Source organism: Vibrio maerlii, from assembly GCF_003415655.1.
Taxonomy (GTDB): domain Bacteria; phylum Pseudomonadota; class Gammaproteobacteria; order Enterobacterales; family Vibrionaceae; genus Vibrio; species Vibrio maerlii.
Genome location: NZ_QRHC01000003.1, coordinates 632,632 through 658,231, shown reverse-complemented (window position 1 = coordinate 658,231; position 25,600 = coordinate 632,632). Strand labels below are relative to the sequence as shown.

General features: G+C 45.3%; 27 protein-coding genes. 9 read left to right on the top strand and 18 right to left on the bottom strand.

Annotated features, from left to right (window positions below):
* Window positions 1-106 precede the first annotated feature (106 nt).
* Window positions 107-1,027 carry a glutaminase B gene (gene glsB, locus DPF91_RS07395; RefSeq protein ID WP_117233773.1) on the top strand — a complete coding sequence of 307 codons (921 nt, stop codon included), beginning with the start codon at window positions 107-109 and terminating at the stop codon, window positions 1,025-1,027.
* Between the two features lie 82 nt (window positions 1,028-1,109).
* Here the strand turns inward: glsB and hemW are convergent, their stop codons facing one another.
* The 7 genes from hemW to DPF91_RS07360 form a co-directional block, all read right to left on the bottom strand.
* Window positions 1,110-2,288 carry a radical SAM family heme chaperone HemW gene (hemW, locus tag DPF91_RS07390; RefSeq protein ID WP_117233772.1) on the bottom strand — a complete coding sequence of 393 codons (1,179 nt, stop codon included), beginning with the start codon at window positions 2,286-2,288 and terminating at the stop codon, window positions 1,110-1,112.
* A 3-nt stretch (window positions 2,289-2,291) separates the two neighbouring features.
* Window positions 2,292-2,894 (bottom strand): XTP/dITP diphosphatase, encoded by a 603-nt coding sequence (locus DPF91_RS07385; protein WP_117233771.1) that lies wholly within the window; start codon window positions 2,892-2,894, stop codon window positions 2,292-2,294.
* Window positions 2,895-2,941: 47 nt separating this feature from the next.
* Window positions 2,942-3,373 carry a DUF4426 domain-containing protein gene (locus tag DPF91_RS07380; RefSeq protein ID WP_117233770.1) on the bottom strand — a complete coding sequence of 144 codons (432 nt, stop codon included), beginning with the start codon at window positions 3,371-3,373 and terminating at the stop codon, window positions 2,942-2,944.
* 49 nt (window positions 3,374-3,422) lie between these two features.
* Window positions 3,423-3,713 (bottom strand): DUF167 family protein YggU, encoded by a 291-nt coding sequence (gene yggU / locus DPF91_RS07375; protein ID WP_117233769.1) that lies wholly within the window; start codon window positions 3,711-3,713, stop codon window positions 3,423-3,425.
* A complete protein-coding gene (locus tag DPF91_RS07370) occupies window positions 3,713-4,270 on the bottom strand; it encodes a YggT family protein (RefSeq protein WP_117233768.1) in 558 nt (185 codons plus the stop codon). Before DPF91_RS07370 ends, yggU begins: the two co-directional genes overlap by 1 nt.
* A gap of 52 nt (window positions 4,271-4,322) precedes the next feature.
* Complete coding sequence (gene proC / locus DPF91_RS07365) at window positions 4,323-5,141, bottom strand: pyrroline-5-carboxylate reductase (RefSeq protein WP_117233802.1); 819 nt, start codon at window positions 5,139-5,141, stop codon at window positions 4,323-4,325.
* 63 nt (window positions 5,142-5,204) lie between these two features.
* On the bottom strand, window positions 5,205-5,915 hold the full coding sequence (locus DPF91_RS07360; protein ID WP_117233767.1) for a YggS family pyridoxal phosphate-dependent enzyme: 711 nt from the start codon (window positions 5,913-5,915) through the stop codon (window positions 5,205-5,207).
* Between the two features lie 24 nt (window positions 5,916-5,939).
* On the opposite strand from DPF91_RS07360, the gene DPF91_RS07355 reads away from it, so the two are divergent.
* Together DPF91_RS07355 and DPF91_RS07350 are read left to right on the top strand one after the other, a co-directional pair.
* The gene (locus DPF91_RS07355; protein WP_117233766.1) at window positions 5,940-6,977 is read left to right on the top strand and encodes a type IV pilus twitching motility protein PilT; all 1,038 of its coding nucleotides are present in this window, start codon (window positions 5,940-5,942) and stop codon (window positions 6,975-6,977) included.
* Window positions 6,978-6,999: 22 nt separating this feature from the next.
* The gene (locus tag DPF91_RS07350; protein WP_117233765.1) at window positions 7,000-8,106 is read left to right on the top strand and encodes a PilT/PilU family type 4a pilus ATPase; all 1,107 of its coding nucleotides are present in this window, start codon (window positions 7,000-7,002) and stop codon (window positions 8,104-8,106) included.
* Window positions 8,107-8,180: 74 nt separating this feature from the next.
* On the opposite strand, the gene ruvX is transcribed toward DPF91_RS07350, so the two are convergent.
* The 9 genes from ruvX to DPF91_RS07305 form a co-directional block, all read right to left on the bottom strand.
* Entirely contained in the window at window positions 8,181-8,603 is a 423-nt protein-coding gene (ruvX, locus tag DPF91_RS07345) for a Holliday junction resolvase RuvX (protein WP_117233764.1), read from the bottom strand.
* Between the two features lie 34 nt (window positions 8,604-8,637).
* Window positions 8,638-9,201 carry a YqgE/AlgH family protein gene (locus tag DPF91_RS07340; RefSeq protein WP_117233763.1) on the bottom strand — a complete coding sequence of 188 codons (564 nt, stop codon included), beginning with the start codon at window positions 9,199-9,201 and terminating at the stop codon, window positions 8,638-8,640.
* A 72-nt stretch (window positions 9,202-9,273) separates the two neighbouring features.
* Window positions 9,274-10,227 carry a glutathione synthase gene (gene gshB / locus DPF91_RS07335; protein WP_117233762.1) on the bottom strand — a complete coding sequence of 318 codons (954 nt, stop codon included), beginning with the start codon at window positions 10,225-10,227 and terminating at the stop codon, window positions 9,274-9,276.
* An 11-nt stretch (window positions 10,228-10,238) separates the two neighbouring features.
* On the bottom strand, window positions 10,239-10,970 hold the full coding sequence (gene rsmE / locus DPF91_RS07330) for a 16S rRNA (uracil(1498)-N(3))-methyltransferase (RefSeq protein ID WP_117233761.1): 732 nt from the start codon (window positions 10,968-10,970) through the stop codon (window positions 10,239-10,241).
* Between the two features lie 131 nt (window positions 10,971-11,101).
* On the bottom strand, window positions 11,102-11,800 hold the full coding sequence (gene endA, locus DPF91_RS07325) for a deoxyribonuclease I (protein WP_117233760.1): 699 nt from the start codon (window positions 11,798-11,800) through the stop codon (window positions 11,102-11,104).
* Window positions 11,801-11,946: 146 nt separating this feature from the next.
* Window positions 11,947-12,456 (bottom strand): SprT family zinc-dependent metalloprotease, encoded by a 510-nt coding sequence (locus DPF91_RS07320; RefSeq protein WP_117233759.1) that lies wholly within the window; start codon window positions 12,454-12,456, stop codon window positions 11,947-11,949.
* 95 nt (window positions 12,457-12,551) lie between these two features.
* Window positions 12,552-13,352 carry a DUF2189 domain-containing protein gene (locus tag DPF91_RS07315; protein ID WP_117233758.1) on the bottom strand — a complete coding sequence of 267 codons (801 nt, stop codon included), beginning with the start codon at window positions 13,350-13,352 and terminating at the stop codon, window positions 12,552-12,554.
* 319 nt (window positions 13,353-13,671) lie between these two features.
* Window positions 13,672-14,826 carry a methionine adenosyltransferase gene (gene metK / locus DPF91_RS07310; RefSeq protein WP_117233757.1) on the bottom strand — a complete coding sequence of 385 codons (1,155 nt, stop codon included), beginning with the start codon at window positions 14,824-14,826 and terminating at the stop codon, window positions 13,672-13,674.
* 145 nt (window positions 14,827-14,971) lie between these two features.
* Window positions 14,972-15,697: a DUF1223 domain-containing protein gene (locus tag DPF91_RS07305; protein ID WP_206355547.1), complete on the bottom strand. Its 726-nt coding sequence runs from the start codon at window positions 15,695-15,697 to the stop codon at window positions 14,972-14,974.
* Between the two features lie 267 nt (window positions 15,698-15,964).
* Between DPF91_RS07305 and tkt the strand changes: the two genes are divergently transcribed.
* From tkt to mscS, 6 genes are all read left to right on the top strand, one after another.
* On the top strand, window positions 15,965-17,959 hold the full coding sequence (gene tkt, locus DPF91_RS07300; RefSeq protein ID WP_117233755.1) for a transketolase: 1,995 nt from the start codon (window positions 15,965-15,967) through the stop codon (window positions 17,957-17,959).
* Window positions 17,960-18,122: 163 nt separating this feature from the next.
* The gene (locus DPF91_RS07295) at window positions 18,123-19,529 is read left to right on the top strand and encodes a sensor domain-containing diguanylate cyclase (protein WP_117233754.1); all 1,407 of its coding nucleotides are present in this window, start codon (window positions 18,123-18,125) and stop codon (window positions 19,527-19,529) included.
* Window positions 19,530-19,616: 87 nt separating this feature from the next.
* Entirely contained in the window at window positions 19,617-20,645 is a 1,029-nt protein-coding gene (epd, locus tag DPF91_RS07290) for an erythrose-4-phosphate dehydrogenase (RefSeq protein WP_117233753.1), read from the top strand.
* Between the two features lie 140 nt (window positions 20,646-20,785).
* Window positions 20,786-21,949 carry a phosphoglycerate kinase gene (locus DPF91_RS07285; RefSeq protein ID WP_117233752.1) on the top strand — a complete coding sequence of 388 codons (1,164 nt, stop codon included), beginning with the start codon at window positions 20,786-20,788 and terminating at the stop codon, window positions 21,947-21,949.
* A 138-nt stretch (window positions 21,950-22,087) separates the two neighbouring features.
* Complete coding sequence (fbaA, locus tag DPF91_RS07280) at window positions 22,088-23,164, top strand: class II fructose-bisphosphate aldolase (protein ID WP_117233751.1); 1,077 nt, start codon at window positions 22,088-22,090, stop codon at window positions 23,162-23,164.
* 271 nt (window positions 23,165-23,435) lie between these two features.
* A complete protein-coding gene (gene mscS, locus DPF91_RS07275) occupies window positions 23,436-24,305 on the top strand; it encodes a small-conductance mechanosensitive channel MscS (RefSeq protein ID WP_117233750.1) in 870 nt (289 codons plus the stop codon).
* A 62-nt stretch (window positions 24,306-24,367) separates the two neighbouring features.
* On the opposite strand, the gene DPF91_RS07270 is transcribed toward mscS, so the two are convergent.
* Window positions 24,368-24,853, bottom strand: coding sequence for a YbaK/EbsC family protein (locus DPF91_RS07270; RefSeq protein ID WP_117233749.1), 486 nt, complete (start codon window positions 24,851-24,853; stop codon window positions 24,368-24,370).
* Window positions 24,854-24,867: 14 nt separating this feature from the next.
* Entirely contained in the window at window positions 24,868-25,485 is a 618-nt protein-coding gene (locus tag DPF91_RS07265) for a LysE/ArgO family amino acid transporter (protein WP_117233748.1), read from the bottom strand.
* Between the last annotated feature and the right edge of the window lie 115 nt (window positions 25,486-25,600).

Here is a 25,600-nt window from a genome sequence, read left to right as displayed (position 1 = left end):
CATACAGGAAGCCAACATTTATCGCAATGTTGGCTTTTTTTTCCTCTAAAGACTAATTTTTGCTTTAGAGGAGCGATATGAAAGAACAACAATAAAAGGTTATGCGATGAAACCCACTGAAGAAATATTGACGTCCATTCTTGACGAAGTTCGTCCCTTGATTGGCCAAGGAAAGGTCGCTGATTACATTCCCGCGCTTGCTAGAATCTCAAACCAGAAGCTAGCAGTAGCTGTATACACCAACGATGGTCAGGTGCTTAAAGCGGGTGATGCAGATGAAGCTTTCTCCATTCAATCGATTTCCAAGGTGTTGAGCCTAACCCTCGCGATGGTGCTTTATAAGCCTGAAGAAATTTGGCCTCGAGTTGGCAAAGAGCCATCTGGTCAAGCGTTTAACTCAATGATCCAGCTTGAGATGGAGCAGGGTATTCCACGAAACCCCTTCATTAATGCGGGTGCGATTGTTGTGGCTGATCTGCTGCACAGCCGTTTATCGGCGCCACGCCAACGCTTGCTTGAGTTTGTACGTCAGCTTTCAGGTGATACACATATCGTCTACGACAAGATCGTCGCAGCCTCTGAGATGATGCACAGTGATCGCAATGCCGCTATCGCTTATCTAATGCGTTCATTTGGTAACTTTGAGAACGATGTTATCCCAGTACTCAATAACTATTTCCATGCTTGTGCATTAAAGATGAGTTGTGTGGATTTAGCTAAAACCTTCAGCTATTTAGCAAACAAAGGTGTTTCAGTTCAAACGGGTAAACAGATTATTTCTACCACACAGTCAAAGCAGCTTAACGCGCTTTTGGCGACCTGTGGTTTGTATGATGGGTCAGGTGAATTTGCCTACCGAGTTGGTATGCCAGGTAAATCGGGTGTTGGTGGGGGTATTGTTGCTGTCGTACCTGGAGAGATGACGATCGCAGTTTGGTCTCCTGAGCTTGATGCAACAGGCAACTCGTTAGCGGGTACTAAGGTATTGGAATTGCTCTCTGAGAGAATTGGGCGTTCGATATTTTGATAGAAGTTCCTAGTTTATAGGTCCTAGATCCTAGAAAGTTGTCTTCTAGGTTCTAGGTTCTAGGTTCTAGGTTCTAGGTTCTTTACTCTTCTTCAACCATAAACGCCTCTAGCAAATCGTTAAGGAACAGCTTTCCTTTCTCGGTAATTTGCCAGTGGGTCTCAGACTCATTGAGGTAGTGCATTTCGATGGCCCAGTTGATTGTCTCTTCAATCGCTTCAAAGCCGAGCCCCGTAGTATCGATAAAGTCTTGTTTAGGACAAGCCTCCATCAGACGAAAGCGGTTCATGAAGAACTCGAATGGTCGGTCGATGTTTTCTACATTCTGCTCAGTATGCAGGTATGGCTTGGTAAGGTTCTGATAAGCTGCTAGGTACCCTCTAGGGTGTTTCACCTTGGTTGTGCGAATGATGCGCCCATCGGCAAAGCTCAGCTTACCAGCAGCGCCGCAGCCGATGCCAAGGTAGTCGCCAAAGCGCCAGTAATTCAGGTTATGCTGGCATTGATAACCCGGCTTACTATAACCAGATATCTCATATTGCACGTAGCCCGCTTCAGTCAGCTTCTTATGCCCTTCATCAAAGATATCCCACAGGTCGTCGTCGTCAGGCAGTGTTGGAGGCTTGTAGTAGAACATGGTATTGGGCTCGATAGTGAGCTGATACCAAGACAGGTGTGGTGGTGCAAGTTCGATCGCTTTATCCAGATCATCGAGGGCTTGTTCTATGGTTTGGTCGGGTAAGCCATGCATAAGGTCTAAATTGAAACTGTTGAGCCCAACGTTATGAGCCAGTTTGGCCGCATTTACCGCTTCATCTTTGCCATGAATACGACCAAGCCTTTCTAGCTTCTCTTGTTCAAAGCTTTGAACACCAACCGAAATACGTGTTACACCAGCCATACGATAACCGGCAAAGCGTTCTGCTTCGATGGTACCCGGGTTGGCCTCCATAGTGATCTCAATGTTTTGTTTAAATGGAATTCGAGACTCGATGCCTTGCAGCAAACCGCTAATCCCCTCTGCTGAGATTAGGCTTGGCGTCCCTCCACCAATAAAAATTGAATGGAGCTCACGAGGGTTGTCGGCAAGTTGGTATTTCTCGATATCAGTATCAAGATCTTCAAGTAGAGCATTGATGTATTGCTCTTCCGGGATCTCAGTTTTTAAAGCGTGAGAGTTGAAATCACAATACGGACACTTCTGTACACACCATGGGATGTGTACATAAAGGCTAAGAGCGGGTGGAACAAGAGAAGTCATAGATTATTGCTGCTCTGAAAGGGTAGCGAACAGTTGCTTGAGTGCTTTACCACGGTGTGAAAGCTGCTTTTTTCGTGCCGGTTCTAGCTCTGCTGATGCGCAGCTATCTTCAGGAACAAAGAAGATTGGGTCGTAGCCAAAGCCGTTTTCACCGTGAGATTCAGTAAGGATACTACCTTCCCACTTACCGTGACAAACGATAGGGGTTGGATCATTCTCATGGCGCATGAGTACTAGCACACAATGGAAGCGGGCAGTACGAAGTGATTCATCAACGCCTTCCATTTCTTTAAGCACTTTTTCTAGATTCTTTTGATCCGTTGCACCTTCGCCAGAGTATCGAGCTGAGTAAATACCAGGCGCACCTTTTAGATAGTCGATCTCTAAACCTGAATCATCAGCAATCGCTGCGAGTCCCGTTTCTTTTGCTGCGTGGCGTGCTTTGATTATTGCATTCTCGATGAATGTTGTGCCTGTTTCAGCAACCTCTGAAACGTTGAACTCGCTTTGAGCTAATACCTCGAAACCAAAGTCTGACAGTAGGTCTGACATCTCACGCACTTTGCCTTGATTGCCCGTCGCTAGAACGATTCTTTTGTTATCCATTATGTGGCCTTTATTTTTATCCAAATCTCAAATCTAAGATCAGACTATTACTCTTCGACATAAAACTTTTGGGTGAACTTTAATGTGCCAGCGCCTTTATTGCCAGCATTTACCTCAATATCAAAGGTAAGATTTTCTTCATCAGAGACTGGGAACTCAGCAATATAGTAGATTGCACTGCCCTCAGTAATTTCTCTAAATTGTAGCTCGCGACTCTGACCTAGTAGGTTCTTAGCACTACCAGAAATGTCGGCAGTGATGGCCGGTTTACCTGCTTGATAGTTATCTAAAACGCTAATGTTGATCACTGCAGAGTAGCCATTTCGTTTGAGCTTGTAGCTTCGAGCCACTTGAGGCGTTAGGAAAGTAGAATTAAAAGTCGAGTAGTGAACTTCTACATCTTTGATAGTCTTGAACTGTCCGGCATGTGCAGACATAGCCATAAATGCTGAGCAGATAAAAGTGAGAACACGCTTCATTGGAATATCCTTATTATCAGAGTCAATTGACCCTATGAAATTAAAGCCATCATAGGATGGCTTTAATAATCTCTGGAATCTGTTTTGGGGAGCCTATTCTGACTTGTTTGTGTCTTCCTAGCTCTCCTTTCTCAATATGAAAGTCGCCCTTGGCTACCTTAAATTGCTTGGCGAGATACTTGGTGAGGTGTGCATTGGCTTTACCATCGACGGGAGGGGCGGTAATCGCGACCTTAACCTCATTACCATGCAACCCAACAATCTTATCTCGGCTAGCCTTAGGTTGAATATAAAGGCGAAGAATCAAATCTTCGCCATCATATTGGGCGGGTTGAGCCATTATAGCTGGTACCAAATCTGGCCAACGATATCGCCCATTAAGAAGTTTGCGAACTGCAAACCAATAAATAGAACCAACACGCTTAAATCAAAGCCACCCATTGCTGGTAGAACGCGGCGAATTGGCGCAAGCATAGGTTCAGTGAGTTGATGGAAAACATACTCGATAGGGCTACGACCTTGGCTAACCCAGCTTAAAATTGCACGGATCAATAATACCCAGAACAGAAGTCCGCCAGCGGCTTTCAATAGCGATAGTGCACCTAAGAATAAGAAGTCGAGACCAAGAGCTGCCTGTCCATTTGAGATGATCATTACGAGTGCTACAAACTTAAGCACACACAGCAAATAAGCAAACAGTATCGTTGCTAGGTCTATACTGCCGATAGATGGAATGAAGCGACGTAGCGGTGCAACAACCGGTTGCGTTGCTTTGACGATAAATTGTGAGAATGGGTTATAGAAGTCAGCGCGTGCTGCTTGCAGCCAGATTCTCAATAACACCACCATGATGTAGAGGTCAAACAGGGTAGAGACTAAAAAACTCATTGAGTTCATAGTGAGTCCTTATGGTTTGTTTATTCTTGAATATGTTCCAACATTACGAAAATTAGAACAATTTTTCCATTTCTTCTGCACGAGATACTGCAGCTTTCATTGCTTTAGAGACAATCTCTGGTAACTGGTTGTCTTGGAAGGTACGAATCGCTTCCGCTGTTGTACCGCCTTTAGAGGTTACTTGCGCTCGTAGTGTCGCAAGATCGGTTTCTGGATTTGCCGCAACCATCTCTGCTGCACCAATTGCTGATTGTTGAACCAATGTTCTTGCGGTTTCTGCATCAAAACCTTGAGCAATCGCTTCTTGCTGCATAGCCTCCATAAACAAGAAGAAGTAAGCAGGTGCACTGCCTGCAGCAGCAATAATGCCGTTGATCCCAGATTCTTGTTCAACCCAAGCCACTTTGCCTACCGCTTCCATTAAGCTTGCGGCAAATGCTCTGTCTTGTTGAGAAACAGCTTCTACAGCATATAGACCACTCATGCCTTTATTGATGAGAGAGGGCGTATTTGGCATCACGCGTACAAGGTTTAGCTCAGTGGCTAGCATTCCGTTGAGGCGCTTAGCGCAGATACCAGCGGCAATAGAGATAACAAGCTTGCCATTAAAGTCGATAGCTTGCAGTGGCTTACATACATCTTCCATCATTTGCGGCTTTACAGAAAGCACAACGACGTCGGCGTTTGATGCTGCTTGAACGTTATCACTGGTGGTTTTGATCCCATAGTCTTGTTCCAGCGGTAGGCGGCGAGTTTCCGAAGGCGCTGTGGCAGTGATGTGCTCAGCGGGGTAGCCGCTACCAACCAGGCCAGCCACGATAGAGCGAACCATGTTACCGGCACCGATGAAGGCGATATTACGAGGAGTGATTGTTGTCATTTGTTAGTCCATTAATTCAAAAACGAGCACAGGGCTCACTTTATAGTCTGTTCGTTAATTCTTTGTGCTGTAGTCTCTAGCACCAAATATAGCGGTACCGATGCGCACACAGGTAGAGCCAGCTTCAATGGCAGCTTCCATATCGCCGCTCATACCCATCGAAAGAGTGTCTACACTTGGGTATAGAGTTGCGAGTTGCGTATTGAGTTGTGCTAATTTTTGGAAAGCGTCAAGTTGTGATTGATAGTCTGAAACATTAGCTGGTATCGACATTAACCCACGCAGAGTTAGGTTTGGTAGTGCATTGATCTGCGCCGCCAGTTCAAGAACCTGTTGGCTGTCGATACCCGACTTAGAGGCTTCATTACTGGTGTTTACTTGAATAAGGACTTGCAGTGGTTCTTTATCTTCTGGACGTTGGTCACTCAGTCGCTGAGCTATTTTTGCTCTATCGATAGAGTGAACCCAGTCGAAGTTCTCTGCGATAGGGCGAGTTTTGTTCGATTGAATTGGGCCAATAAAGTGCCATACCAAGTTAATATCAGCATGATGTGTTGAAAAGTATTCAATCTTATCAATACCTTCTTGAACGTAGTTTTCACCGAATGTACATTGACCTGAATGGATCGCATCAAGGATGGCCTCGATAGGCTTAGTTTTACTGACTGCGAGCAGCTGCACTGAGCCCGGTGCTCTAGTGTGCTTTTGTTCGAAGCTTTTAATTTGTTGGGTGATGTGTTCAATGTTCTGTTGAATGCTAGCCATACAATACTTATTTAAGGAAATGAAATGGATATTGCTGAGTTACTGGATTTTAGTGTAAAGCATAATGCATCAGATCTACATCTTTCTGCGGGGGTTCCGCCAATGGTTCGCATTGATGGCGAAGTGAGAAAGCTCGGTGTTCCTGCTTTTACCCACTCAGATGTGCAAAAGCATGTCTTCGATATAATGAATGATGCGCAGCGCAGTGAATTTGAAGAGAAGCTTGAAGTCGACTTCTCATTTGAGCTACCACAGGTCGGACGCTTCCGTGTTAACGCATTTAATCAATCACGTGGCTGCTCTGCTGTATTTCGAACCATCCCTACGGTTATCCCAACATTAGAAGAGTTAGGTGCCCCAGAGATCTTCTCGCAAATCGCCAACTATGAGAAGGGTTTGGTTCTTGTAACTGGTCCTACTGGTTCTGGTAAATCGACGACGCTTGCGGCAATGGTTGATCACATCAATCGTAATCAGAACAAGCATATTTTGACGATCGAAGATCCGATCGAATTTGTGCATGAAAACCAGAAGTGTTTGATCAACCAACGTGAGGTGCATCGTGATACGCACAGCTTTAAAGCAGCGCTGCGTTCAGCACTGCGTGAAGATCCTGATGTCATTTTGGTCGGTGAGCTTCGAGACCAAGAAACCATCAGTCTTGCGCTGACGGCTGCCGAAACCGGTCACTTGGTGTTTGGTACCCTACACACTAGCTCTGCTGCAAAAACCATTGATCGTATTATCGACGTCTTCCCGGGCAGTGATAAAGATATGGTTCGCTCTATGTTGTCCGAATCGTTGCGTTCTGTCATCGCACAAAAACTGTTGAAGCGTATTGGTGGTGGTCGTGTTGCTTGTCATGAAATCATGATGGGTACTCCTGCGATCCGCAACTTGATCCGTGAAGATAAAGTGGCTCAGATGTACTCGATCATTCAAACCGGCGCAGCTCATGGAATGCAGACGATGGAACAAAACTCGAAGTCGCTTATTGCTCAAGGGCTGGTGGATATCGAAGAAGTACAGCAGAAGATTGAAGTTGAAAGCTCAATGTTCTAATGCTCAGCGAAAGGATTAATCCATGGAAATGAAATCTATCCTCACCAACATGGTGAGCCTGAAAGCATCCGATCTCTACATTACGGTAGATTCTCCGGTCTTATATCGTGTTGATGGCTCGTTGCAGCCTCATGGCGACAAGCTTAATGCTGACCAAGTGCATACCCTGTTGCATTCATTGATGGATCAGGAACGTGTCGAGGAATACAGTAAAACACGAGAATCAAACTTTGCTGTTGTTCAAGACAGCGGGCGCTACCGTGTTAGTGCGTTTTATCAACGTGAGCTTCCTGGTGCAGTTATTCGTCGTATTGAGACTGTTATTCCTACGTTTGAGGACTTGAGTCTACCCGCTGTGCTGCAAGATCTATCCATCGCCAAACGAGGTTTGGTGTTGGTGGTTGGTGCGACGGGGTCGGGTAAATCAACCTCAATGGCGGCAATGACGGGCTATCGCAATGCAAACCGTACAGGTCACATCTTAACGGTGGAAGATCCAATCGAGTTCGTGCATCCACACAAGCAATGTATCGTGACACAGCGTGAAGTAGGCCTAGATACTGAGAGCTATGAAGTTGCACTCAAGAACTCATTGCGCCAAGCGCCCGATATGATATTGATTGGTGAGATTCGTTCACGTGAGACCATGGAGTATGCGATGACCTTCGCAGAGACAGGTCACTTGTGTATGGCGACGTTGCATGCAAACAATGCTAACCAAGCACTAGAGCGTATTCTTCATTTGGTGCCGAAAGAGCAGAAAGAGCAATTCTTGTTTGATCTATCAATGAATCTACGTGGGGTAGTTGCCCAGCAGTTGATCCGCGATAAAGACGGAAATGGTAGACACGGTGTGTTTGAGATCTTACTCAATAGCCCACGAGTATCGGATCTGATCCGTCGCGGAGAGCTTCATGAATTGAAAGCAACCATGGCGAAATCGACAGAGATTGGTATGAAGACTTTCGACCAATCGTTATATGACCTAGTGGTTGCAGGAAAGATCACGGAAGAGGATGCTTACCACAGTGCCGATTCTGCGAATGATCTTCGCTTGATGCTCAAGACTAAACGAGGTGACTCCGTGGGGAGTGGGGCGCTAAGTGGGATAAAGATCGATATGGACTAGAGTTACTAGTTGGTCAGTTCCTAGTTACTAGATTATATACTTCTAGGCACTAGGAACTTAACTTTTCTAGCGACTTACCCGTACTGCGCTTCGAACCAGCTTTCAAGGATAACCACGGCAGACTGGTTATCGACGTTTCCTTTCGACAGTGCTTTGTAGCCGCCCATATCGAATAGCTCTGCGCGAGCTTCGGCGGTTGAAAGGCGCTCGTCGTGCATTTCTACCGGTAAACCAAATCGTCCGTGTAGACGGTTAGCAAACTTCTTCGCACGAGGGGTAATATCCGCGAGCGCTTTGCCATGCAAGTCGGTTGGATAGCCCACGACGATCAAGTCGGGTTGCCATTCTTTGATTTGCTTTTCGATATCATCCCAATTTGGAATACCATCGTTGGCCTTAAATGCTTTTAAAGGAGAAGCAGTACCAGTGATTTCTTGTCCGATTGCGCTACCTATACTCTTAGTACCAAAATCGAATCCCATGATAGTTCTAGACATTGAATAACCTATCGTCTAATCGCCAATGAATGGCTTATGCATGACCCGCTTCTGAAGAGAGTTGAGCGGGGTTGATCCCTAGCTTCTCAACTGCTTTCGCCCAGCGATCTTGCAATGGTGTGTCAAATATCACTTCTGGATCCGCTTCAATCGTTAGCCACGAGTTGTCAGCAAGTTCGTTCTCGAGTTGTCCAGCTTCCCAGCCTGAATAACCAAGGGCTACAATATAGCTCTCAGGCTCAGCCTCTGTCCCCAGCACTGAAAGGATATCCTTCGAGGTCGTTACCGTCACTTGATCGGCCATTTGAATGCTGGATTGATATTGATCTTTAGGTCTATGAAGGATAAAGCCGCGATCTTCAGAGACAGGACCACCGTTTAACACTGGCTTATCAAGGCTCTCAGTATGTAGCTGAGGGTGAACGGGTTGGATATCGACTTGCTTGAGCATACCACCTACCGTTACTTCGATAGGCACGTTAATTATCAATCCCATCGCACCTTCATCGTTGTGTTCACACACATAGATAACGGAGCGTTGAAAACGCGGGTCTTGCATACCAGGCATTGCAACGAGGAAATGATTGGTGAGATTCATAAACAATCCTTGTGCAGAAGATGAATAGCAAGCCTAACACAGGTTAGGCTTGGAAAATGCCGATTGATGCGCTTATTTGGCTGCTGCTAGGCGGGCTTCAATCGCATCCATTAATTTACCTGTGATAGATACATCGAATGCCGCTTCGATTTCACGGATACAGGTAGGGCTGGTTACGTTAATTTCAGTAAGCTTGTCACCGATAACGTCTAGGCCAACAAAGATTAAGCCTTTCTCTTTAAGTGTAGGCGCTACTGCTTGAGCGATCTTCCAATCTGTATCACTTAATGGACGAGCTTCACCCGTACCACCTGCAGCTAAGTTGCCACGTGTTTCGCCTTTCGCTGGAATACGCGCTAGGCAGTATGGCATTGGCTCACCATCAACGACCAAGATACGTTTGTCGCCGTTACTGATGTCTGGCACGAAAGTTTGCGCCATCGCGTAGTTTTGACCGTGGTTTGTTAATGTTTCAATGATCACTGATACGTTAGGATCACCTTCTTTCACTCGGAAGATTGAAGCACCGCCCATACCATCAAGCGGCTTAAGGATCACGTCACCGTGTTTCTCTCGGAACTCTTTGATCTTCTCTGCTTTGCGAGTCACGATGGTGGTTGGTGTTAGCTCAGGGAACCACGCAGTAAATAGCTTCTCGTTGCAGTCACGCAGGCTCTGAGGCTTGTTGACGATCAGTGTACCTTCGTCTTCTGCACGCTCAAGGATGTAGGTCGCGTAAATGTACTCAGTATCGAACGGAGGATCTTTACGCATCAATACTGCATCTAGCTCAGATAGTTTGATGGTTTGCTCTGACTTAAAATCGTACCAACCGTTTGGATCTTCTTTTAGGCTAACAACCTTGGTATCTGCTACAGCCACGCCTTGATCAAGGTGAAGATCGTTCATCTCCATATAGTGGATTTCATATCCACGGCGTTGCGCTTCTAGCATCATTGCAAAGCTGGAATCTTTCTTGATGTTGATGGATTGAATAGGGTCCATCACGATGCCTAGTTTGATCATTCTTTCTTCTCCTAACCTAAGTCGCCAAAACGGACTTGAAGGGCTGTAATTGCTGTTAGTGCTGCGGTCTCGGTACGTAGAACGCGAGGGCCTAATAGTGTTTCTTCAAATTTATATTGTTCGGTCATGCCGATCTCTTCTGCTGAAAGCCCACCTTCTGGGCCTATCAGGAGGCGAACCTTGGTCATAGGCTCTGGTAGCGTGTTGATTGAGTACTTTGCGCGTGGGTGTAGATTAAGTTTAAGTGCATCCGTTTGTTCTGCACACCAATCTTCTAATTGCATGATCGGACGGATTACAGGAACCGTATTACGACCACATTGCTCACACGCTGCGATAGCAATCTTCTGCCATTGAGCAAGCTTCTTCTCAAAACGTTTTTGATCCAGTTTGACACCACAACGCTCAGAGATAAGAGGTGTAATAGTGTTCACGCCGAGCTCAACTGATTTCTGAATAGTGAACTCCATTTTATCACCACGTGAGATCACCTGGCCTAAGTGGATATCGAGTGGCGATTCGCTGCTACGCTCGATGCGTTCACTAAGTTCTACCTCAACATTTTTCTTGCTAACAGATGAAATCGTTGCCGGAAATTCAGCACCACTACCATCAAATAAGAGGACCTCTTGGCCTTCTTTCATTCGTAGAACACGTCCTACGTGACCGGCTGCATCTTCACTTAATGCTAAAGTGCCAAGCTGGTCGATGGTTTGAGGGTGATGAATTCGAGGGATACGCATGAGTTTTGAGTTCCGAACAATTTATGTAGTGGGTATAACATGGATGCAAGTGGCTTAAAAAACAAGAGCTAGGGAGAATTATCAATAGGGTGCCCTAGCTCTTATTGGTATGAGTTATTCCGATAGTCGATTTAGCGCTCTTTACAGGCTTGATAGACGAATGGATTGTGATTGTCTTGGACTTTGGCAATACGATCATTACGGGTACATTCCCACTCGGTTACTGGATATTGGTTGTTCCAAGCATTCATCAACTGGGTTTGTTGTTTGGAGAGCTTAAAGCCATATTCATCACTCATGTAAAGGTAGGTACGTGCCACCGCACCACGTGCCCGCTCTGGTGGCATCGCTCGGCGACCCTTGAAATTCACCTGCATTTCGCACTGACCATAGGTCACACCATCAACACCGTTCCATTGACTGAAGTTGTAGTTTGAGCGATCACCGTTAACTTCCCCAATGGCAGGGGTGAGATTATGTAGATCTGCCTCCATTAGTCGGAAAACCTTGTCATTTTTAGAGCAGTTTTTTCTCCCGCCGTCCTGCCAGCATTGTCGTTGGTGGCCGAACTGCCAGGCTGGAACAACATGTTCCCATTCAATTCGGCTGGCTCGCTTAATCTGTTTGCGAACTTCATAGCCACAAGACTCTAGATTAGGAGTGCCTTTCTTACCTTGCCATTCAATATCACATCCGCAGTAAAAGCTGGTGTTATGGTCGGCATAGATTTTTACAGCTTCTCTTTTAGCTTTCGAAAAGGAAGAAGGGGGAGCCGCCAATAGTGGGGCAGAGATTAGGGTTATGAGTGACGCTGAAATCCATGCGCGCATGCTCTTTCCTCACAGCAAAAGGGGGGTTTAAAGCATTATGAATGATAAACATGCGTATTACATAGAAATTTGTTGTTCGTCGCAGAACGTTAGACTCATGCTTAGCTAGAGAGCTAGAGAGCTAGAGAGCTAGAGAGCTAGAGTCATTAGCTGAGTTGAATCCCGGTAAAAGTGAGTGTCTGATGGCACTGCGCGCAGCGATATTGAGATTGACCTCTTAGTACCTTGTTGTGTCGACGCACAGATAATGGGTAGGTGTTGCAATCGCATTGGTACTCAAAGCTTTTACTGACGCTAGAAACATCAAAGGAATGCGTGGTTCTTGGTTCAATGTCAAAGACACTACTCATCACGCCTTGCCACTCTTTGCCATGTGGGCGTACTCGTCCGTAAACTTGGTAAGTGACTAAATGAGCGACCTCGTGTGGAATCACCTCTTCGAGAAAAGCCTGCGAGTTTTCAACAAAAAGGTTTGGGTTGAGACGAATCTCATTGAGCTGAAGATAAGCCTTACCTGCCGTCTTACCACGAACCTTGTAGTTTAGTGTTGGCGACGGAAATGGATGATTGAAGGCTTTGCTTGCTTGCTGGAGGCACTTGGCAATGATTTCTTTTGCTTGCTGGTGGAGCTCAGTGGGGAAAGAGGTTTTGGACACAGAAAAAAGGCTCTAGGTAAATCTAGAGCCAAGCTTATCATCATGGAGCACTTTGGAATAGTGGCCTTGAGCATGCCGCTATCCAGGAAACAAACCTATGGTGTGTGCTTTTTCTTGATTGCAGCGTGGTAACCATGCCATGTCGCATACCCGAGAAGTGGCATCGTAAAGAACATGCCAACACCGTAGGTCGCAAAGCCAATGAGTACACCACCGGCAATCAAAGCCGCCCAAACTACCATGGCACCGATGTTGTTTTTCACAGCATTGAAGCTTGAGAAAATAGCGGTCATCACATCGACGCGACGTTCCATCATCAATGGTAATGAGAACGCTGAAATGCTGAAAATTGCACAAGCCAGGAAAAGTCCTACCGCACTACCGATAATCAAAAATGGAGCAAATTCATGCAGTGGTGCACCTTGGACTGAAGGGTAGAGTGCGTGTAACAGAGCTGCAATACGCATCCAAAATATCATGGCGACGGCAAGCATAACGGCAAAGGCCCACTGCGAGGTCGAGTTTCTGCCAATCGCTTTCATGGAGTGGAGTAAACTTGGGCTATGGCCTTTTTCCCTCTCCCAACTGGCATCGTAAAGCCCGAGAGCGAGGAAGGGGCCAATTAACATGTAAACTATTAGCGCTGGCATCACAACGAGGTGTGAAAGTGTTACCTGCCATTGAAGTAGCAGCACAATAGCAACAGCGGCTGCGGTAAAACATGCGCCGTAAAACATGCTGATAATTGGCATTCGGATGAAGTCATGTAAACCAAGCGATAACCAATGGAGTGGTGCGGATACGCTTAGTGTGTTGCAATCAATCGTGCGCGCGTATTCCGTGTGGTTTTGTTTTTTGGGTGAGTGTAGGTCACCAGGTTGTACGGTACGAGGCATAAATCCTCCTGATCAGTTCTCGTCCTAATGGAGCAGTCTATTAATGTAGGACTGCGCAAATGCCGATGCAGATCTTGTCTCACTTCTATTTTCTGACCAAACCACACCGTTAATGCTGATTTTTATATCTGTCAGCTTATACCGCTCTTTTATCGATTCAGTTCATCGCTATGAACTCGGCTATATGCGGTATTGATAACCTTATAACTATTGATGTGAATAGGTGAAATTACAAACCACTAAAAAAGAAAAAGCCCTTACCAAAAGGTAAGGGCTTGAATAGATAGAACTTGTTTCTAGTAGTAAAAAACGTCGTCTATTATTTAATACCAGCGAAGTCGCGTAGGATTGCTGCTTTGTCTGTCGCTTCCCATGGGAACTCTTCACGACCGAAGTGACCGTATGCCGCAGTCTTCTGGTAGATAGGCTGAAGAAGGTTCAGCATTTCTTGTAGACCGTATGGGCGTAGGTCGAAGTTCTGACGAACTGCTTCAACGATGATGTCGTGAGATACTTTTTCAGTACCGAACGTTTCAACCATGATAGATGTTGGATCAGCAACACCGATAGCGTAAGAAAGTTGGATTTCACAACGGTCAGCCATACCAGCAGCAACGATGTTTTTCGCAACGTAACGTGCAGCGTATGCAGCAGAGCGATCAACTTTCGATGGATCTTTACCAGAGAATGCACCACCACCGTGACGAGCAGCGCCGCCGTAGGTATCAACGATGATCTTACGACCTGTTAGACCACAGTCACCCATTGGGCCACCGATTACGAAACGGCCGGTTGGGTTGATGAAGAAGTTAGTCTCTTTGTTGATCCATTCAGAAGGCAGTACTGGCTTGATGATCTCTTCCATTACTGCTTCACGCAGGTCTGGAGTCGATACTGAATCACAGTGTTGAGTTGAAAGAACAACTGCGTCGATACCAACGATCTTGCCTTGGTCGTACTGGAACGTTACCTGAGATTTTGCATCTGGACGTAGGAAGTCTAGCTTGCCGCTCTTACGAACTTCAGCTTGTTTTTCAACAAGGCGGTGTGCGTAAGTGATAGGAGCTGGCATTAGGATTTCAGTTTCGTTCGTTGCGTAACCGAACATGATGCCTTGGTCACCTGCGCCTTGCTCTTTAGGGTCAGCTTTATCAACACCTTGGTTGATGTCTGGAGACTGCTTACCGATTGTGTTTAGAACAGCACAAGAGTCAGCGTCGAAGCCCATGTCAGAGTGAACGTAGCCGATTTCGCGAACGGTTTGACGAGTTAGCTCTTCGATATCAACCCAAGCTGAAGTAGTGATTTCACCACCAACCATTACCATGCCAGTCTTAACGTAAGTCTCACATGCAACACGAGCTTTAGGGTCTTGCTCTAGGATTGCATCAAGTACTGCGTCAGAAATTTGGTCTGCAATTTTATCTGGATGACCTTCTGATACTGACTCAGAAGTAAATAGGTGCTTAGCCATGTTAGCTCCACTTTTATTCAGTTTGGACTGAAGAACGCACAGTTCACCAGTTCTTTAAATTCTTTTAGGTATGTAGGTGTTTCTACATCTAGACGTCTATTCTATGTTTGAACGAACAAATTACAAGCCCTTTTTGTGTTCTAAGTTATTCCAACCAGCCCGCAACCGTTTGCTCTGGCGTAAATTGATTCGGCTTAGTGAGCCATACGGCAACAGCATCAGGCTCGGCCACTAGATTAGAATTTGAAATATTGAATTGCCATTGCTTCTCACCGTTCTGATGGCTGTTATGAAGTACCACAAAGTCATGCTCTAATTTCTTACCTCTATTCTCCCCACTACGAATCGCTGAAAATCTGTCGACAGCGAGTAGGGCGATATGAGCAATATAGTCACCTTTTCCTTGATAGTTGACTTGATAGGTCGAGTCTTTTATTTCCAATCGAAGTTCTGGGCTCTGTTTTGATTGTGGGTTTGGTAATGCACTGCGACGAAAGAAGCCACGCCATTCATCGCCATCAACCACGAAACCAGGAGTATAGACGCTACCAACCACACCGTAGGCGCGATATAGGCGCTGCTTCTGGCTAAATGCTTTACTTGCAAACTTATCCTTCCAACCTAAGTAGTCCCAATAATCGACATGATAGGCAAGGGGGATAAAGTCCTGCCACAGTGCTTCACTTTTTTGAAACTGGCTGAGGTACTTATCCGCTGGTGGGCAACTAGAGCAGCCTTCGGAGGTAAAGAGCTCAATAACCTGAGCGGGTTTTCCGTTATTCACCAATATCTGCGCTTGCGTAGAAACGGATAACAGAGGGATTAGAAATAACAGGAAGAATAAGGCGGGGTGATGAAGTGATTTTGACAATGTGGCTACCATGTTCCACTCCTTATTAGTGTGCAGTGTTCACTAACTAGACCGAGTGTGCCTAAGATTGCTTTCATTTCTGCTTTTCGTTTTAGGTTAGATTCCAAAACAGTATGAGTTACATGTAAAAGGGTAAATCTTGATTACAACTTAAGTCGAAACGCCGGGAATTAGTGTGGAAAACGTTTGCAGTGCTTAGTTTGCTTTGAGAGAATTGCGCCTCCACAAATTCCTTTTCGTTTCGCTTAATGCAATTCAGGAGCAGACATGTCTTCTCGTAAAGATCTAGCAAATGCAATCCGCGCACTTAGCATGGATGGTGTTCAACAAGCTAACTCTGGTCACCCAGGTGCACCTATGGGTATGGCGGATATCGCCGAAGTACTTTGGCGTGGTCACCTAAACCACAACCCACAAAACCCAGAGTGGGCTGACCGCGACCGTTTCGTACTATCGAACGGCCACGGCTCAATGCTTATTTACTCTCTGCTTCACCTAAGCGGCTACGAGCTATCAATTGATGACCTGAAAAACTTCCGTCAGCTTCACTCTAAGACTCCTGGTCACCCAGAGTACGGCTACGCACCAGGTATCGAGACGACGACTGGTCCTCTAGGTCAAGGCATCACTAACGCGGTTGGTATGGCAATGGCTGAGAAAGCACTTGCTGCTCAGTTCAACAAAGAAGGCCACGACATCGTTGACCACTTCACTTACGTATTCATGGGTGATGGCTGTCTAATGGAAGGCATCTCGCACGAGGCATGTTCTCTTGCTGGTACGCTAGGTCTAGGCAAGCTAATCGCATTCTGGGATGACAACGGCATCTCTATCGATGGTGAAGTTGAAGGCTGGTTCTCTGACGATACACCTAAGCGTTTTGAAGCATACGGCTGGCACGTAATCCCAGCAGTAGACGGTCACGATGCAGAAGCAATCAACGCTGCTATTGAAGCGGCGAAGGCTGACCCACGTCCTACGCTAATCTGTACTAAGACTATCATCGGTTTTGGTTCTCCAAACAAAGCAGGTACGCACGACTGTCACGGTGCTCCACTAGGCGCTGACGAAATCGCAGCGACAAAAGCAGCTCTTGGTTGGGAACACGGTCCTTTCGAAATCCCAGCTGATATTGCAGCACAGTGGGATGCAAAAGAAGCGGGCGCAGCAAAAGAAGCGGCTTGGAACGAGAAGTTTGAAGCATACGCAGCAGCTTACCCTGCAGAAGCGGCGGAACTTAAGCGTCGTATCAACGGCGACCTACCAGCTGAGTGGGAAGAGAAAGCAAACGCAATCATCGCTGATCTTCAAGCAAACCCTGCTGACATCGCATCACGTAAAGCATCGCAAAACGCACTAGAAGCGTTTGGTCAAATGCTTCCAGAATTCATGGGCGGCTCTGCTGACCTTGCACCATCTAACCTAACCATGTGGTCTGGCTCTAAGTCTCTTGAAGCAGATGACTTTGCGGGTAACTACATTCACTACGGTGTTCGTGAGTTCGGTATGACGGCTATTATGAACGGTATCGCGCTACACGGCGGTTTCGTACCATACGGCGCAACATTCCTAATGTTCATGGAATACGCACGTAACGCAATGCGTATGGCTGCTCTGATGAAAGTACAGAACATCCAGGTTTACACGCATGACTCTATCGGTCTTGGCGAAGATGGCCCTACTCACCAACCGGTTGAGCAAATGGCTTCTCTACGTCTAACGCCAAACATGAGCACATGGCGTCCATGTGACCAAGTGGAATCTGCAGTAGCTTGGAAACTGGCTATCGAGCGTAAAGATGCACCAACAGCACTTATCTTCTCTCGCCAAAACCTTGCACAGCAAGAGCGTAACGCAGAGCAAGTAGCGAACATCGCGAAAGGTGCATACATCCTGAAAGATTGTGAAGGCAAGCCAGAGCTTATCCTTATCGCAACAGGCTCAGAGGTTGAACTAGCAGTCGAAGCTGCAGCGCAGCTAACAGCTGAAGGTAAGCAAGTACGCGTTGTTTCAATGCCATCTACAGATGCATTCGACAAGCAAGACGCTGCGTACCGTGAAGAAGTTCTACCATCAGACGTAACAGCTCGTATCGCTATCGAAGCGGGTATTGCTGACTTCTGGTACAAGTATGTTGGTTTCAACGGTAAGATCATCGGTATGACGACATTCGGTGAATCTGCACCAGCTGGCGAACTGTTCAAGATGTTTGGTTTCACAACTGAAAACGTTGTAAACACTGCGAAAGAGCTTCTAGCTTAATCGACTTTTACTAGGTCACTTATGGCCTAAATATGCAACTTAAAGCAGCCCTGAGGGAAACTTCAGGGCTGCTTTTTTGTTTTTGCGAAGCTAAGCGGTGGAAGAGTATCTGTCGTCTTCTATATTTATAAGTTCAATGAGTAACTAAATATGGAAATCATTGATGCCCAAGACTGAACATGATTCATCGACTTTTCAACAGGTTACGAAACCAGGCTTCATCTCAATTGATTATGTTATCAAAGCCATGGTGTGCTTGTTGACAGCGTCAGCGATTGTGTTGGTTGCAACCATCCACTACTTTTTTGAAATTCTGGACAATAGAGCAGCGAAGGAGGTTGGAGAGCGAGTGTCTTTAGCCTTTAACATTGAAAAAAAATACAAGAAGTCTCAGCTGATTGAATACAGCTACTGGGATGAGACCTACAACAATGTTTTTTCCGAGAAAGATGAACAGTGGATAGAGTGGAACTCGGGGCAGTATGTATTAGATAACTTCGATTATGATTTTAGCTTGGCTCTGAGGCATGGTTATGAGGTGATTTCACTCACCACAAGTGAGCAAGCACAGAATTTGAAAGCTCAAATGTTGTTGGATAGCGACTTAGTGACCATGGTCAGCTTATCGCGTGCTCGTGAAGATGTGACCAAAGTAGTCAGTAGCTTTATGTTGCTTGGTAACGATCTCTACTTTGTTGTTGGAGCCCCTCTTATAAATGAAGAACTCGAAACCCCTAGGTTGGGAACCTACTTAGCGTTTGGTAAAAAAATATCGCCAGCATACCTAGAGTCGTTGTCCAACGAATATCAGATTAAAGGCCTCACTTACAACACAAGCATTATTGCAGGGCAGCACCACTTGAAAATTCGTTCATTGAAAGGTGAAATATTGGGTGGTCTGAGCTGGAAGATCAAGAACAGTAGCCAAGAACTGCTCCCTGCCGTCGGTCTTATTATCACGAGCTTTTTTCTCTCTATCATCGTTGCTTCATGGAGCTTGTTAACGCGAGAGCAGCGGGATAAAGAAGCATACTTGAACAAGTTGTATATGGAAGCAACACGAGATGCGTTGACCGATGCCTTCAATCGCAAGTACTTCCTCGATATTGCCTCATTGGAACTGAGAAACTCTAGGATTCAGAATCGCTTCTATACACTGGCAATACTCGATATCGATCATTTTAAGCAAGTCAATGATAAGTACGGACACATTATCGGTGATCAGGCTTTGGTGTTCTTTTCTAATCTCTGTCAGAGTGAGCTACGTAAAACGGACATTTTTGGTCGAGTAGGTGGTGAGGAGTTTGCAATAGCCTTTACCAACACTAGTGAGGACGAAGCCCAACAGATATTAGAACGAATCAGAACCAAGGTGATGACCAGCTCCTTACAGCTTGAGAATGATACTTTGCAGTTTACCGTCAGTAGTGGAGTGGCGACTTTAACGAAGCAGACTTCATTAAGGGAGCTCCTCAGGCAGGCCGATAACGCACTGTACGAAGCGAAAGACAGTGGTCGGAACAAGGTGTGTTGCTATCAGTTTGACCTTGCTAATGCCGTGGAATGTTGAGTAATTGTACAAGCATTGTTTTGAGTGAGTTCTGCGTAGCAATCGGGTAGTATTCGTTGCACGAAATTTATGTAGAGCGATGGAAGAATGCTAAGAGTTGCGATTAATGGATTTGGCCGAATTGGACGTAATGTTTTACGAGCTGTCTATGAGAGTGGTCGCCAGCAAGAGATTAAAGTGGTTGCGGTGAATGAGTTGGCTCAACCTGACGCAATGGCACACCTTCTGCAATACGATACGACTCATGGCCGTTTCGGTAAGAAGGTGAGCAATGACCAAGAGCATATCTACATTCACCATGGTCACGATAGCTTCGACTCTATTCGAATTCTTCATCTTTCAGAGATAAACCTCCTCCCTTGGCGTGACCTCGAAGTTGACCTTGTGTTGGATTGCACCGGTGTATACGGTTCGCAGGCTGACGGTCAAGAGCACATTAAAGCAGGCGCGAAGAAGGTGCTCTTTTCTCACCCAGGCGCAAATGACCTCGATAACACCATTATCTATGGTGTAAACCACGACACACTTCAAGCTGATCACAAAGTGGTGTCGAACGGCTCATGTACGACTAACTGTATTGTGCCAATCATCAAGGCACTCGATGATGCATTTGGCATCGACTCTGGCACTATTACGACTATCCATTCTTCAATGAATGATCAGCAGGTAATTGATGCTTATCATTCCGACTTACGTCGTACACGCTCTGCCAGTCAATCTATCATCCCTGTTGACACAAAGTTACACAAAGGAATTGAAAGAATATTCCCGAAATTTTCCAACAAATTTGAAGCAATATCGGTACGTGTGCCGACTGTTAACGTAACTGCAATGGATTTGAGTGTCACAATTAATACGAATGTGAAAGTTAATGACGTAAATCAAACCATTGTTAACGCATCTCAGTGTACATTACGTGACATTGTTGACTATACTGAAGCGCCGCTCGTCTCCATCGACTTTAATCATGATCCCCATAGCGCGATTGTTGATGGTACTCAAACACGAGTCAGTAACGGGCATTTAGTTAAAATGCTTGTGTGGTGTGATAACGAATGGGGCTTTGCTAATCGCATGCTGGACACGGCATTAGCAATGCAGGCATCGGAGCAGTAAGCGATGCGGAGAAATATTTATTTTAAAGGTTGAAATAAATATGCAGAATCTCCATATTACTACCAGCTTAAAGAATTATCAGACTTAGCAGGGTAGCTAAGTTTTCAAAACTTTATATTTACTATTTGAGAGGACAAAGCATGTCTGTAATCAAGATGACTGACCTGGAACTAGCAGGTAAACGCGTATTTATCCGTGCGGACCTAAACGTACCTGTTAAAGAAGGCAAAGTTACTTCTGACGCTCGTATTCTTGCGTCTCTTCCTACTATCAAACACTGTCTAGAAGCTGGTGCGAAAGTAATGGTGACTTCTCACCTAGGCCGCCCAACTGAAGGTGAGTACGCTGAAGAGTTCTCTCTACAACCTGTAGTTAACTACCTAAACGACGCACTAGATTGCGACGTTAAATTAGCTAAAGATTACCTAGATGGCCTAGAGCTTAACGCTGGTGAGCTAGTTGTTCTTGAAAACGTTCGCTTCAACAAAGGCGAGAAGAAGAACGAAGAAGAGCTATCTAAGAAATACGCAGCACTATGTGACATCTTCGTAATGGATGCATTCGGTACTGCTCACCGTGCACAAGCTTCAACTCACGGTGTTGGTATGAACGCACCAGTAGCGTGTGCAGGCCCTCTACTAGCTAACGAGCTAGACGCTCTTGCAAAAGCAATGGACAAGCCTGCTCGTCCAATGGTTGCTATCGTTGGTGGTTCTAAGGTTTCTACTAAGCTAACGGTTCTTGAGTCTCTATCTAAAGTTGCTGACCAATTAGTTGTTGGTGGTGGTATCGCGAACACATTCATCGCAGCTGCTGGCCACAACGTTGGTAAATCTCTATACGAAGCAGACCTAGTAGGCACAGCTAAGAAGCTAATGGAAGAGTGTGCAATCCCAGTAGCAACTGACGTTGCATGTGCGAAAGCATTCGATGAGAACGCAGAAGCTGAAATCAAGAACGTAGCTGACGTTCAAGACGACGACATGATCTTCGACCTAGGCCCAGATTCAACTGCTGAACTAGCTGAAATCCTGAAGAACGCTAAGACTATCCTATGGAACGGTCCAGTAGGCGTATTCGAATTCAAGAACTTTGAAGCAGGTACTAAAGGTATCTCTGAAGCAATCGCTGCTTCTGAAGGCTTCTCTGTAGCAGGTGGTGGTGACACTCTAGCGGCTATCGACCAGTTCGGTATCAAAGCTGACGTATCTTACATCTCTACTGGTGGTGGTGCATTCCTTGAGTTTGTTGAAGGTAAAGTACTTCCAGCTGTTGCAATGCTTGAAGAGCGTGCAAAAGCGTAATTGATTGATAAAAGGCGAGAACAATTTCTCGCCTTTTTGAGTTTGCTGCACATCACATTTTTTTGCTAGAATAGCGCGCATTGTGAGCAAACGTTTGCAAATTTTAATTTAAAAACGACAGAAAATAGGACTAATTCCATGTCTAAGATCTTCGATTTCGTAAAACCAGGTGTTATCTCTGGCGACGACGTACAGAAAGTATTTGAAGTAGCTAAAGAAAACAAGTTTGCGCTTCCAGCTGTAAACGTAGTAAACACTGATTCTATCAATGGTGTACTTGAAGCTGCAGCTAAAGTTAAAGCTCCTGTTGTAGTTCAGTTCTCTAACGGCGGTGCTGGTTTCTTCGCTGGTAAAGGCGTTAAACTTGAAGGTCAAGGTGCTCAAATCCTTGGTGCTGTAGCGGGTGCAAAATACGTACACGCTGTTGCTGAATCTTACGGTGTTCCAGTAATCCTACACACTGACCACGCTGCTAAGAAACTTCTTCCATGGATCGACGGTCTACTAGACGCAGGTGAAGAGTTCTTCGCTCAAACTGGTAAGCCTCTATTCTCTTCTCACATGATCGACCTTTCTGAAGAGTCTCTAGAAGAGAACATCGAGACTTGTGCTAAGTACCTAGAGCGCATGGCTAAGATGAACATGACTCTAGAAATCGAACTAGGTTGTACTGGTGGCGAAGAAGACGGCGTTGATAACTCTGATATGGACGCTTCTGAGCTTTACACTTCTCCAGAAGACGTAGCTTACGCTTACGAAATCCTAAACGCTGTTAGCCCACGTTTCACTATCGCAGCTTCTTTCGGTAACGTACACGGTGTTTACCAAGCTGGTAACGTTGTACTTACTCCAACTATCCTACGTGATTCTCAAGCATACTGTGCAGAGAAGTTCGGTATTGCACCTAACGCTCTAAACTTCGTATTCCACGGTGGTTCTGGTTCTTCTGAAGAAGAAATCCAAGAGTCTATCGGCTACGGCGTTATCAAGATGAACATCGATACTGATACACAGTGGGCAACTTGGGACGGCATCCGTACTTACGAAGCTGAAAACCGTGATTACCTACAAGGTCAAATCGGTAACCCTAAAGGCGAAGACCAACCAAACAAGAAGTTCTACGATCCACGCGTATGGCTACGTGCAGGTCAATCTTCAATGGTTACTCGTCTAGAGAAAGCTTTCGCTGACCTAAACGCTATCGACGTACTATAATTTAAATTATAGTTATTGATTCAAAAACCCAGCTTCGGCTGGGTTTTTTTATGCCTGTCGCTTTTTGAGACGATTGAAATTATGTGTGCTAAAACCTCTGGAGAAATGTTAAAAAGTTGCGTAATCTGTATCAAATTGATATCGGATTTTTCTGGTAACCAATTGTTTTAAATGTCTTTGGCGGGCTATTGATTTAGGATACGTTTTTGTAACAGTTCTCTTGTTGATGATAACGTTAGGACAGATTGATTTTATATTTGAGGAATAAACTATGGCAGGCGAGTCAACGGAAATTGAAACTCCTATGTTAGATGGAATTGGTCATGCAGAAGCGTGGCTGGCTAACAACACCGATCTACTTGTGCAATATGGGGTAAATATTATCTCAGCACTGGCTATTCTATTTATTGGTAATATCATCGTAAAAGCGATTGCTAATAGCGTTGCAAAGGTATTGCAGAAAAAGAATATGGATAAAGCGGTTATCGAGTTTATCCATGGCTTGGTACGTTACCTTCTGTTCGTTATCGTTTTGATTGCAGCTCTAAGTCGCATTGGTGTTCAAACCGCTTCTGTGGTCGCTGTAATTGGTGCGGCAGGTCTTGCTGTAGGTCTAGCATTACAAGGTTCTCTATCTAACTTTGCAGCTGGTGTATTAATTGTTGGTTTCCGTCCATTCAAATCTGGTGATTATGTTGAAATTGGTGGCGTTGCAGGTTCGGTTGAATCAATTCAAATCTTCCAAACGGTTCTAACAACACCAGATAATAAGATGGTCGTAGTACCTAATGGCAGCGTGATTGGTAGCCCAATAACCAACTACTCACGCCACGCTACTCGTCGTATTGATCTAATGATCGGTGTCTCTTACGGTGCGGATCTGCAAAAAACAAAAGAGTTACTGACTAAGATCTGTGAAGCGGATGAGCGTGTCTTACCAGAACCAGGTGTTCAAGTTGGTGTTCACACGTTGGCAGATTCTTCAGTGAACTTTGTGGTTCGTCCATGGGTAAAAACTGAAGATTACTGGGGAGTGTACTTCGACCTAATGCAAGCGATTAAAGAAGGCTTGGATAACGAAGGCATTGAGATCCCATTCCCACAAATGGATGTGCACCTAAATAAGGTTGAAGCGGCTTAAGCTTCGATCTCTTCGAATTAATGTGAAACAGGCGGATAACTGAGTTATCCGCCTGTTTTTATTTAATCCAAGTAATATACGCGGTTTGGTAAAGCATCAAGAAGTGTTTTTAGATCACTGCCCTTAAAGGCAAAGGTGAATTCAGGCTTACCTGGGGTAAATAGTAGCTCTGTACATTCGAGGAGCGTTTTATCGATGACTAACTCAACGCTATCAGGTAATCCAAATGGACAGACAGCACCTGGTACGCACCCAGTTTGCTCTACCATCTCTTCATCTTTACAGATGGAAACTCGACGTCCTGTTATGTTTTTTATCGCTTTACTATCTAAACGACTGTCCTTCTCTGTGAGATACAAGGTGAAGGGGCCATTTTTTGACTTTAAGAATAAACTCTTAGTGTGTGTCCCGGTCCAACCTAATTCAACAGCGACACGCTCATCGGTTGCAAAATCCAAAATCGGTTCGTGTATCCATTCTTGATACTCAACATCCGCTTTCGCGAATAAGTGGATGTTGAAATCATAGATTGTATCAACAGTATTCATCCTTGAATTCCCAGTTAGTCTAGTAAGCCCTTAGCTAGCATCGCTGCAATAACGAACATCATGGTTGCTACCGCGATATCAATGCCTTTCTTTACGCTTGGTTTAGAAAGAGTCGGTCCTAGTTTAGCTGCCCCGAATGATAAAGAGTAGAACCATACGAATGAAGCGAGCACAGTACCGATAGCAAATGAAATACGCTCACTTCCTTCAAATTGCCCACCAATCGAGCCCAAGATCACCACCGTATCTAAATAAAGGTGTGGGTTAAGCACTGTAACCGCAAGTGCGCCCAGGATGACGGTTCGACGGCCACGTGCAGTCACTTGTTGAGCATTCTCTTGTTTAGTTGGAGCAAAAGCACTTTTTAGGGATAGTGCACCATAGAACAACAAAAATGCGATGCCACCTAGGGTGACGGCTGTTAATACAGTCTCATTTTGAGATAGCAGTGCACCACCACCAAAGATACCTAGCGAGATAAAAATCATATCCAACACGCTACAAATAGTCGCGGTCGTAAAGTGGTGTTGGCGCTTTATACCCTGATTTAAAACAAATGCGTTTTGCGCGCCAATAGGAATAATCATACTCGCACCCAAACCAAAACCCTGTAAAAGAACCCAAAAGCTCATGTTACTACCTGTTATCTTGTTGTTTTTTGTTAATGTGCGCAAAGATAACTGAGATGGTTTGATTAATATAATTAATGATTTTAATCTCTCATAAGTTTATCTAATGAGGTGGGTG

Excerpts from the sequence above, each read along its gene's own strand:
- mscS (WP_117233750.1), top strand. The coding sequence starts at position 23,436 with ATGGCAGGCGAGTCAACGGAAATTGAAACTCCTATGTTAGATGGAATT.
- tkt (WP_117233755.1), top strand. The coding sequence starts at position 15,965 with ATGTCTTCTCGTAAAGATCTAGCAAATGCAATCCGCGCACTTAGCATG.
- glsB (WP_117233773.1), top strand. The coding sequence starts at position 107 with ATGAAACCCACTGAAGAAATATTGACGTCCATTCTTGACGAAGTTCGT.
- DPF91_RS07270 (WP_117233749.1), bottom strand. The coding sequence starts at position 24,853 with ATGAATACTGTTGATACAATCTATGATTTCAACATCCACTTATTCGCG.
- DPF91_RS07350 (WP_117233765.1), top strand. The coding sequence starts at position 7,000 with ATGGAAATGAAATCTATCCTCACCAACATGGTGAGCCTGAAAGCATCC.
- DPF91_RS07285 (WP_117233752.1), top strand. The coding sequence starts at position 20,786 with ATGTCTGTAATCAAGATGACTGACCTGGAACTAGCAGGTAAACGCGTA.
- epd (WP_117233753.1), top strand. The coding sequence starts at position 19,617 with ATGCTAAGAGTTGCGATTAATGGATTTGGCCGAATTGGACGTAATGTT.
- DPF91_RS07380 (WP_117233770.1), bottom strand. The coding sequence starts at position 3,373 with ATGAAGCGTGTTCTCACTTTTATCTGCTCAGCATTTATGGCTATGTCT.
- DPF91_RS07370 (WP_117233768.1), bottom strand. The coding sequence starts at position 4,270 with ATGAACTCAATGAGTTTTTTAGTCTCTACCCTGTTTGACCTCTACATC.
- metK (WP_117233757.1), bottom strand. The coding sequence starts at position 14,826 with ATGGCTAAGCACCTATTTACTTCTGAGTCAGTATCAGAAGGTCATCCA.
- rsmE (WP_117233761.1), bottom strand. The coding sequence starts at position 10,970 with ATGCGTATCCCTCGAATTCATCACCCTCAAACCATCGACCAGCTTGGC.
- DPF91_RS07265 (WP_117233748.1), bottom strand. The coding sequence starts at position 25,485 with ATGAGCTTTTGGGTTCTTTTACAGGGTTTTGGTTTGGGTGCGAGTATG.
- endA (WP_117233760.1), bottom strand. The coding sequence starts at position 11,800 with ATGCGCGCATGGATTTCAGCGTCACTCATAACCCTAATCTCTGCCCCA.
- DPF91_RS07340 (WP_117233763.1), bottom strand. The coding sequence starts at position 9,201 with ATGAATCTCACCAATCATTTCCTCGTTGCAATGCCTGGTATGCAAGAC.
- ruvX (WP_117233764.1), bottom strand. The coding sequence starts at position 8,603 with ATGTCTAGAACTATCATGGGATTCGATTTTGGTACTAAGAGTATAGGT.
- yggU (WP_117233769.1), bottom strand. The coding sequence starts at position 3,713 with ATGGCTCAACCCGCCCAATATGATGGCGAAGATTTGATTCTTCGCCTT.
- DPF91_RS07295 (WP_117233754.1), top strand. The coding sequence starts at position 18,123 with ATGCCCAAGACTGAACATGATTCATCGACTTTTCAACAGGTTACGAAA.
- fbaA (WP_117233751.1), top strand. The coding sequence starts at position 22,088 with ATGTCTAAGATCTTCGATTTCGTAAAACCAGGTGTTATCTCTGGCGAC.
- DPF91_RS07315 (WP_117233758.1), bottom strand. The coding sequence starts at position 13,352 with ATGCCTCGTACCGTACAACCTGGTGACCTACACTCACCCAAAAAACAA.
- DPF91_RS07355 (WP_117233766.1), top strand. The coding sequence starts at position 5,940 with ATGGATATTGCTGAGTTACTGGATTTTAGTGTAAAGCATAATGCATCA.
- DPF91_RS07360 (WP_117233767.1), bottom strand. The coding sequence starts at position 5,915 with ATGGCTAGCATTCAACAGAACATTGAACACATCACCCAACAAATTAAA.
- gshB (WP_117233762.1), bottom strand. The coding sequence starts at position 10,227 with ATGATCAAACTAGGCATCGTGATGGACCCTATTCAATCCATCAACATC.
- DPF91_RS07385 (WP_117233771.1), bottom strand. The coding sequence starts at position 2,894 with ATGGATAACAAAAGAATCGTTCTAGCGACGGGCAATCAAGGCAAAGTG.
- hemW (WP_117233772.1), bottom strand. The coding sequence starts at position 2,288 with ATGACTTCTCTTGTTCCACCCGCTCTTAGCCTTTATGTACACATCCCA.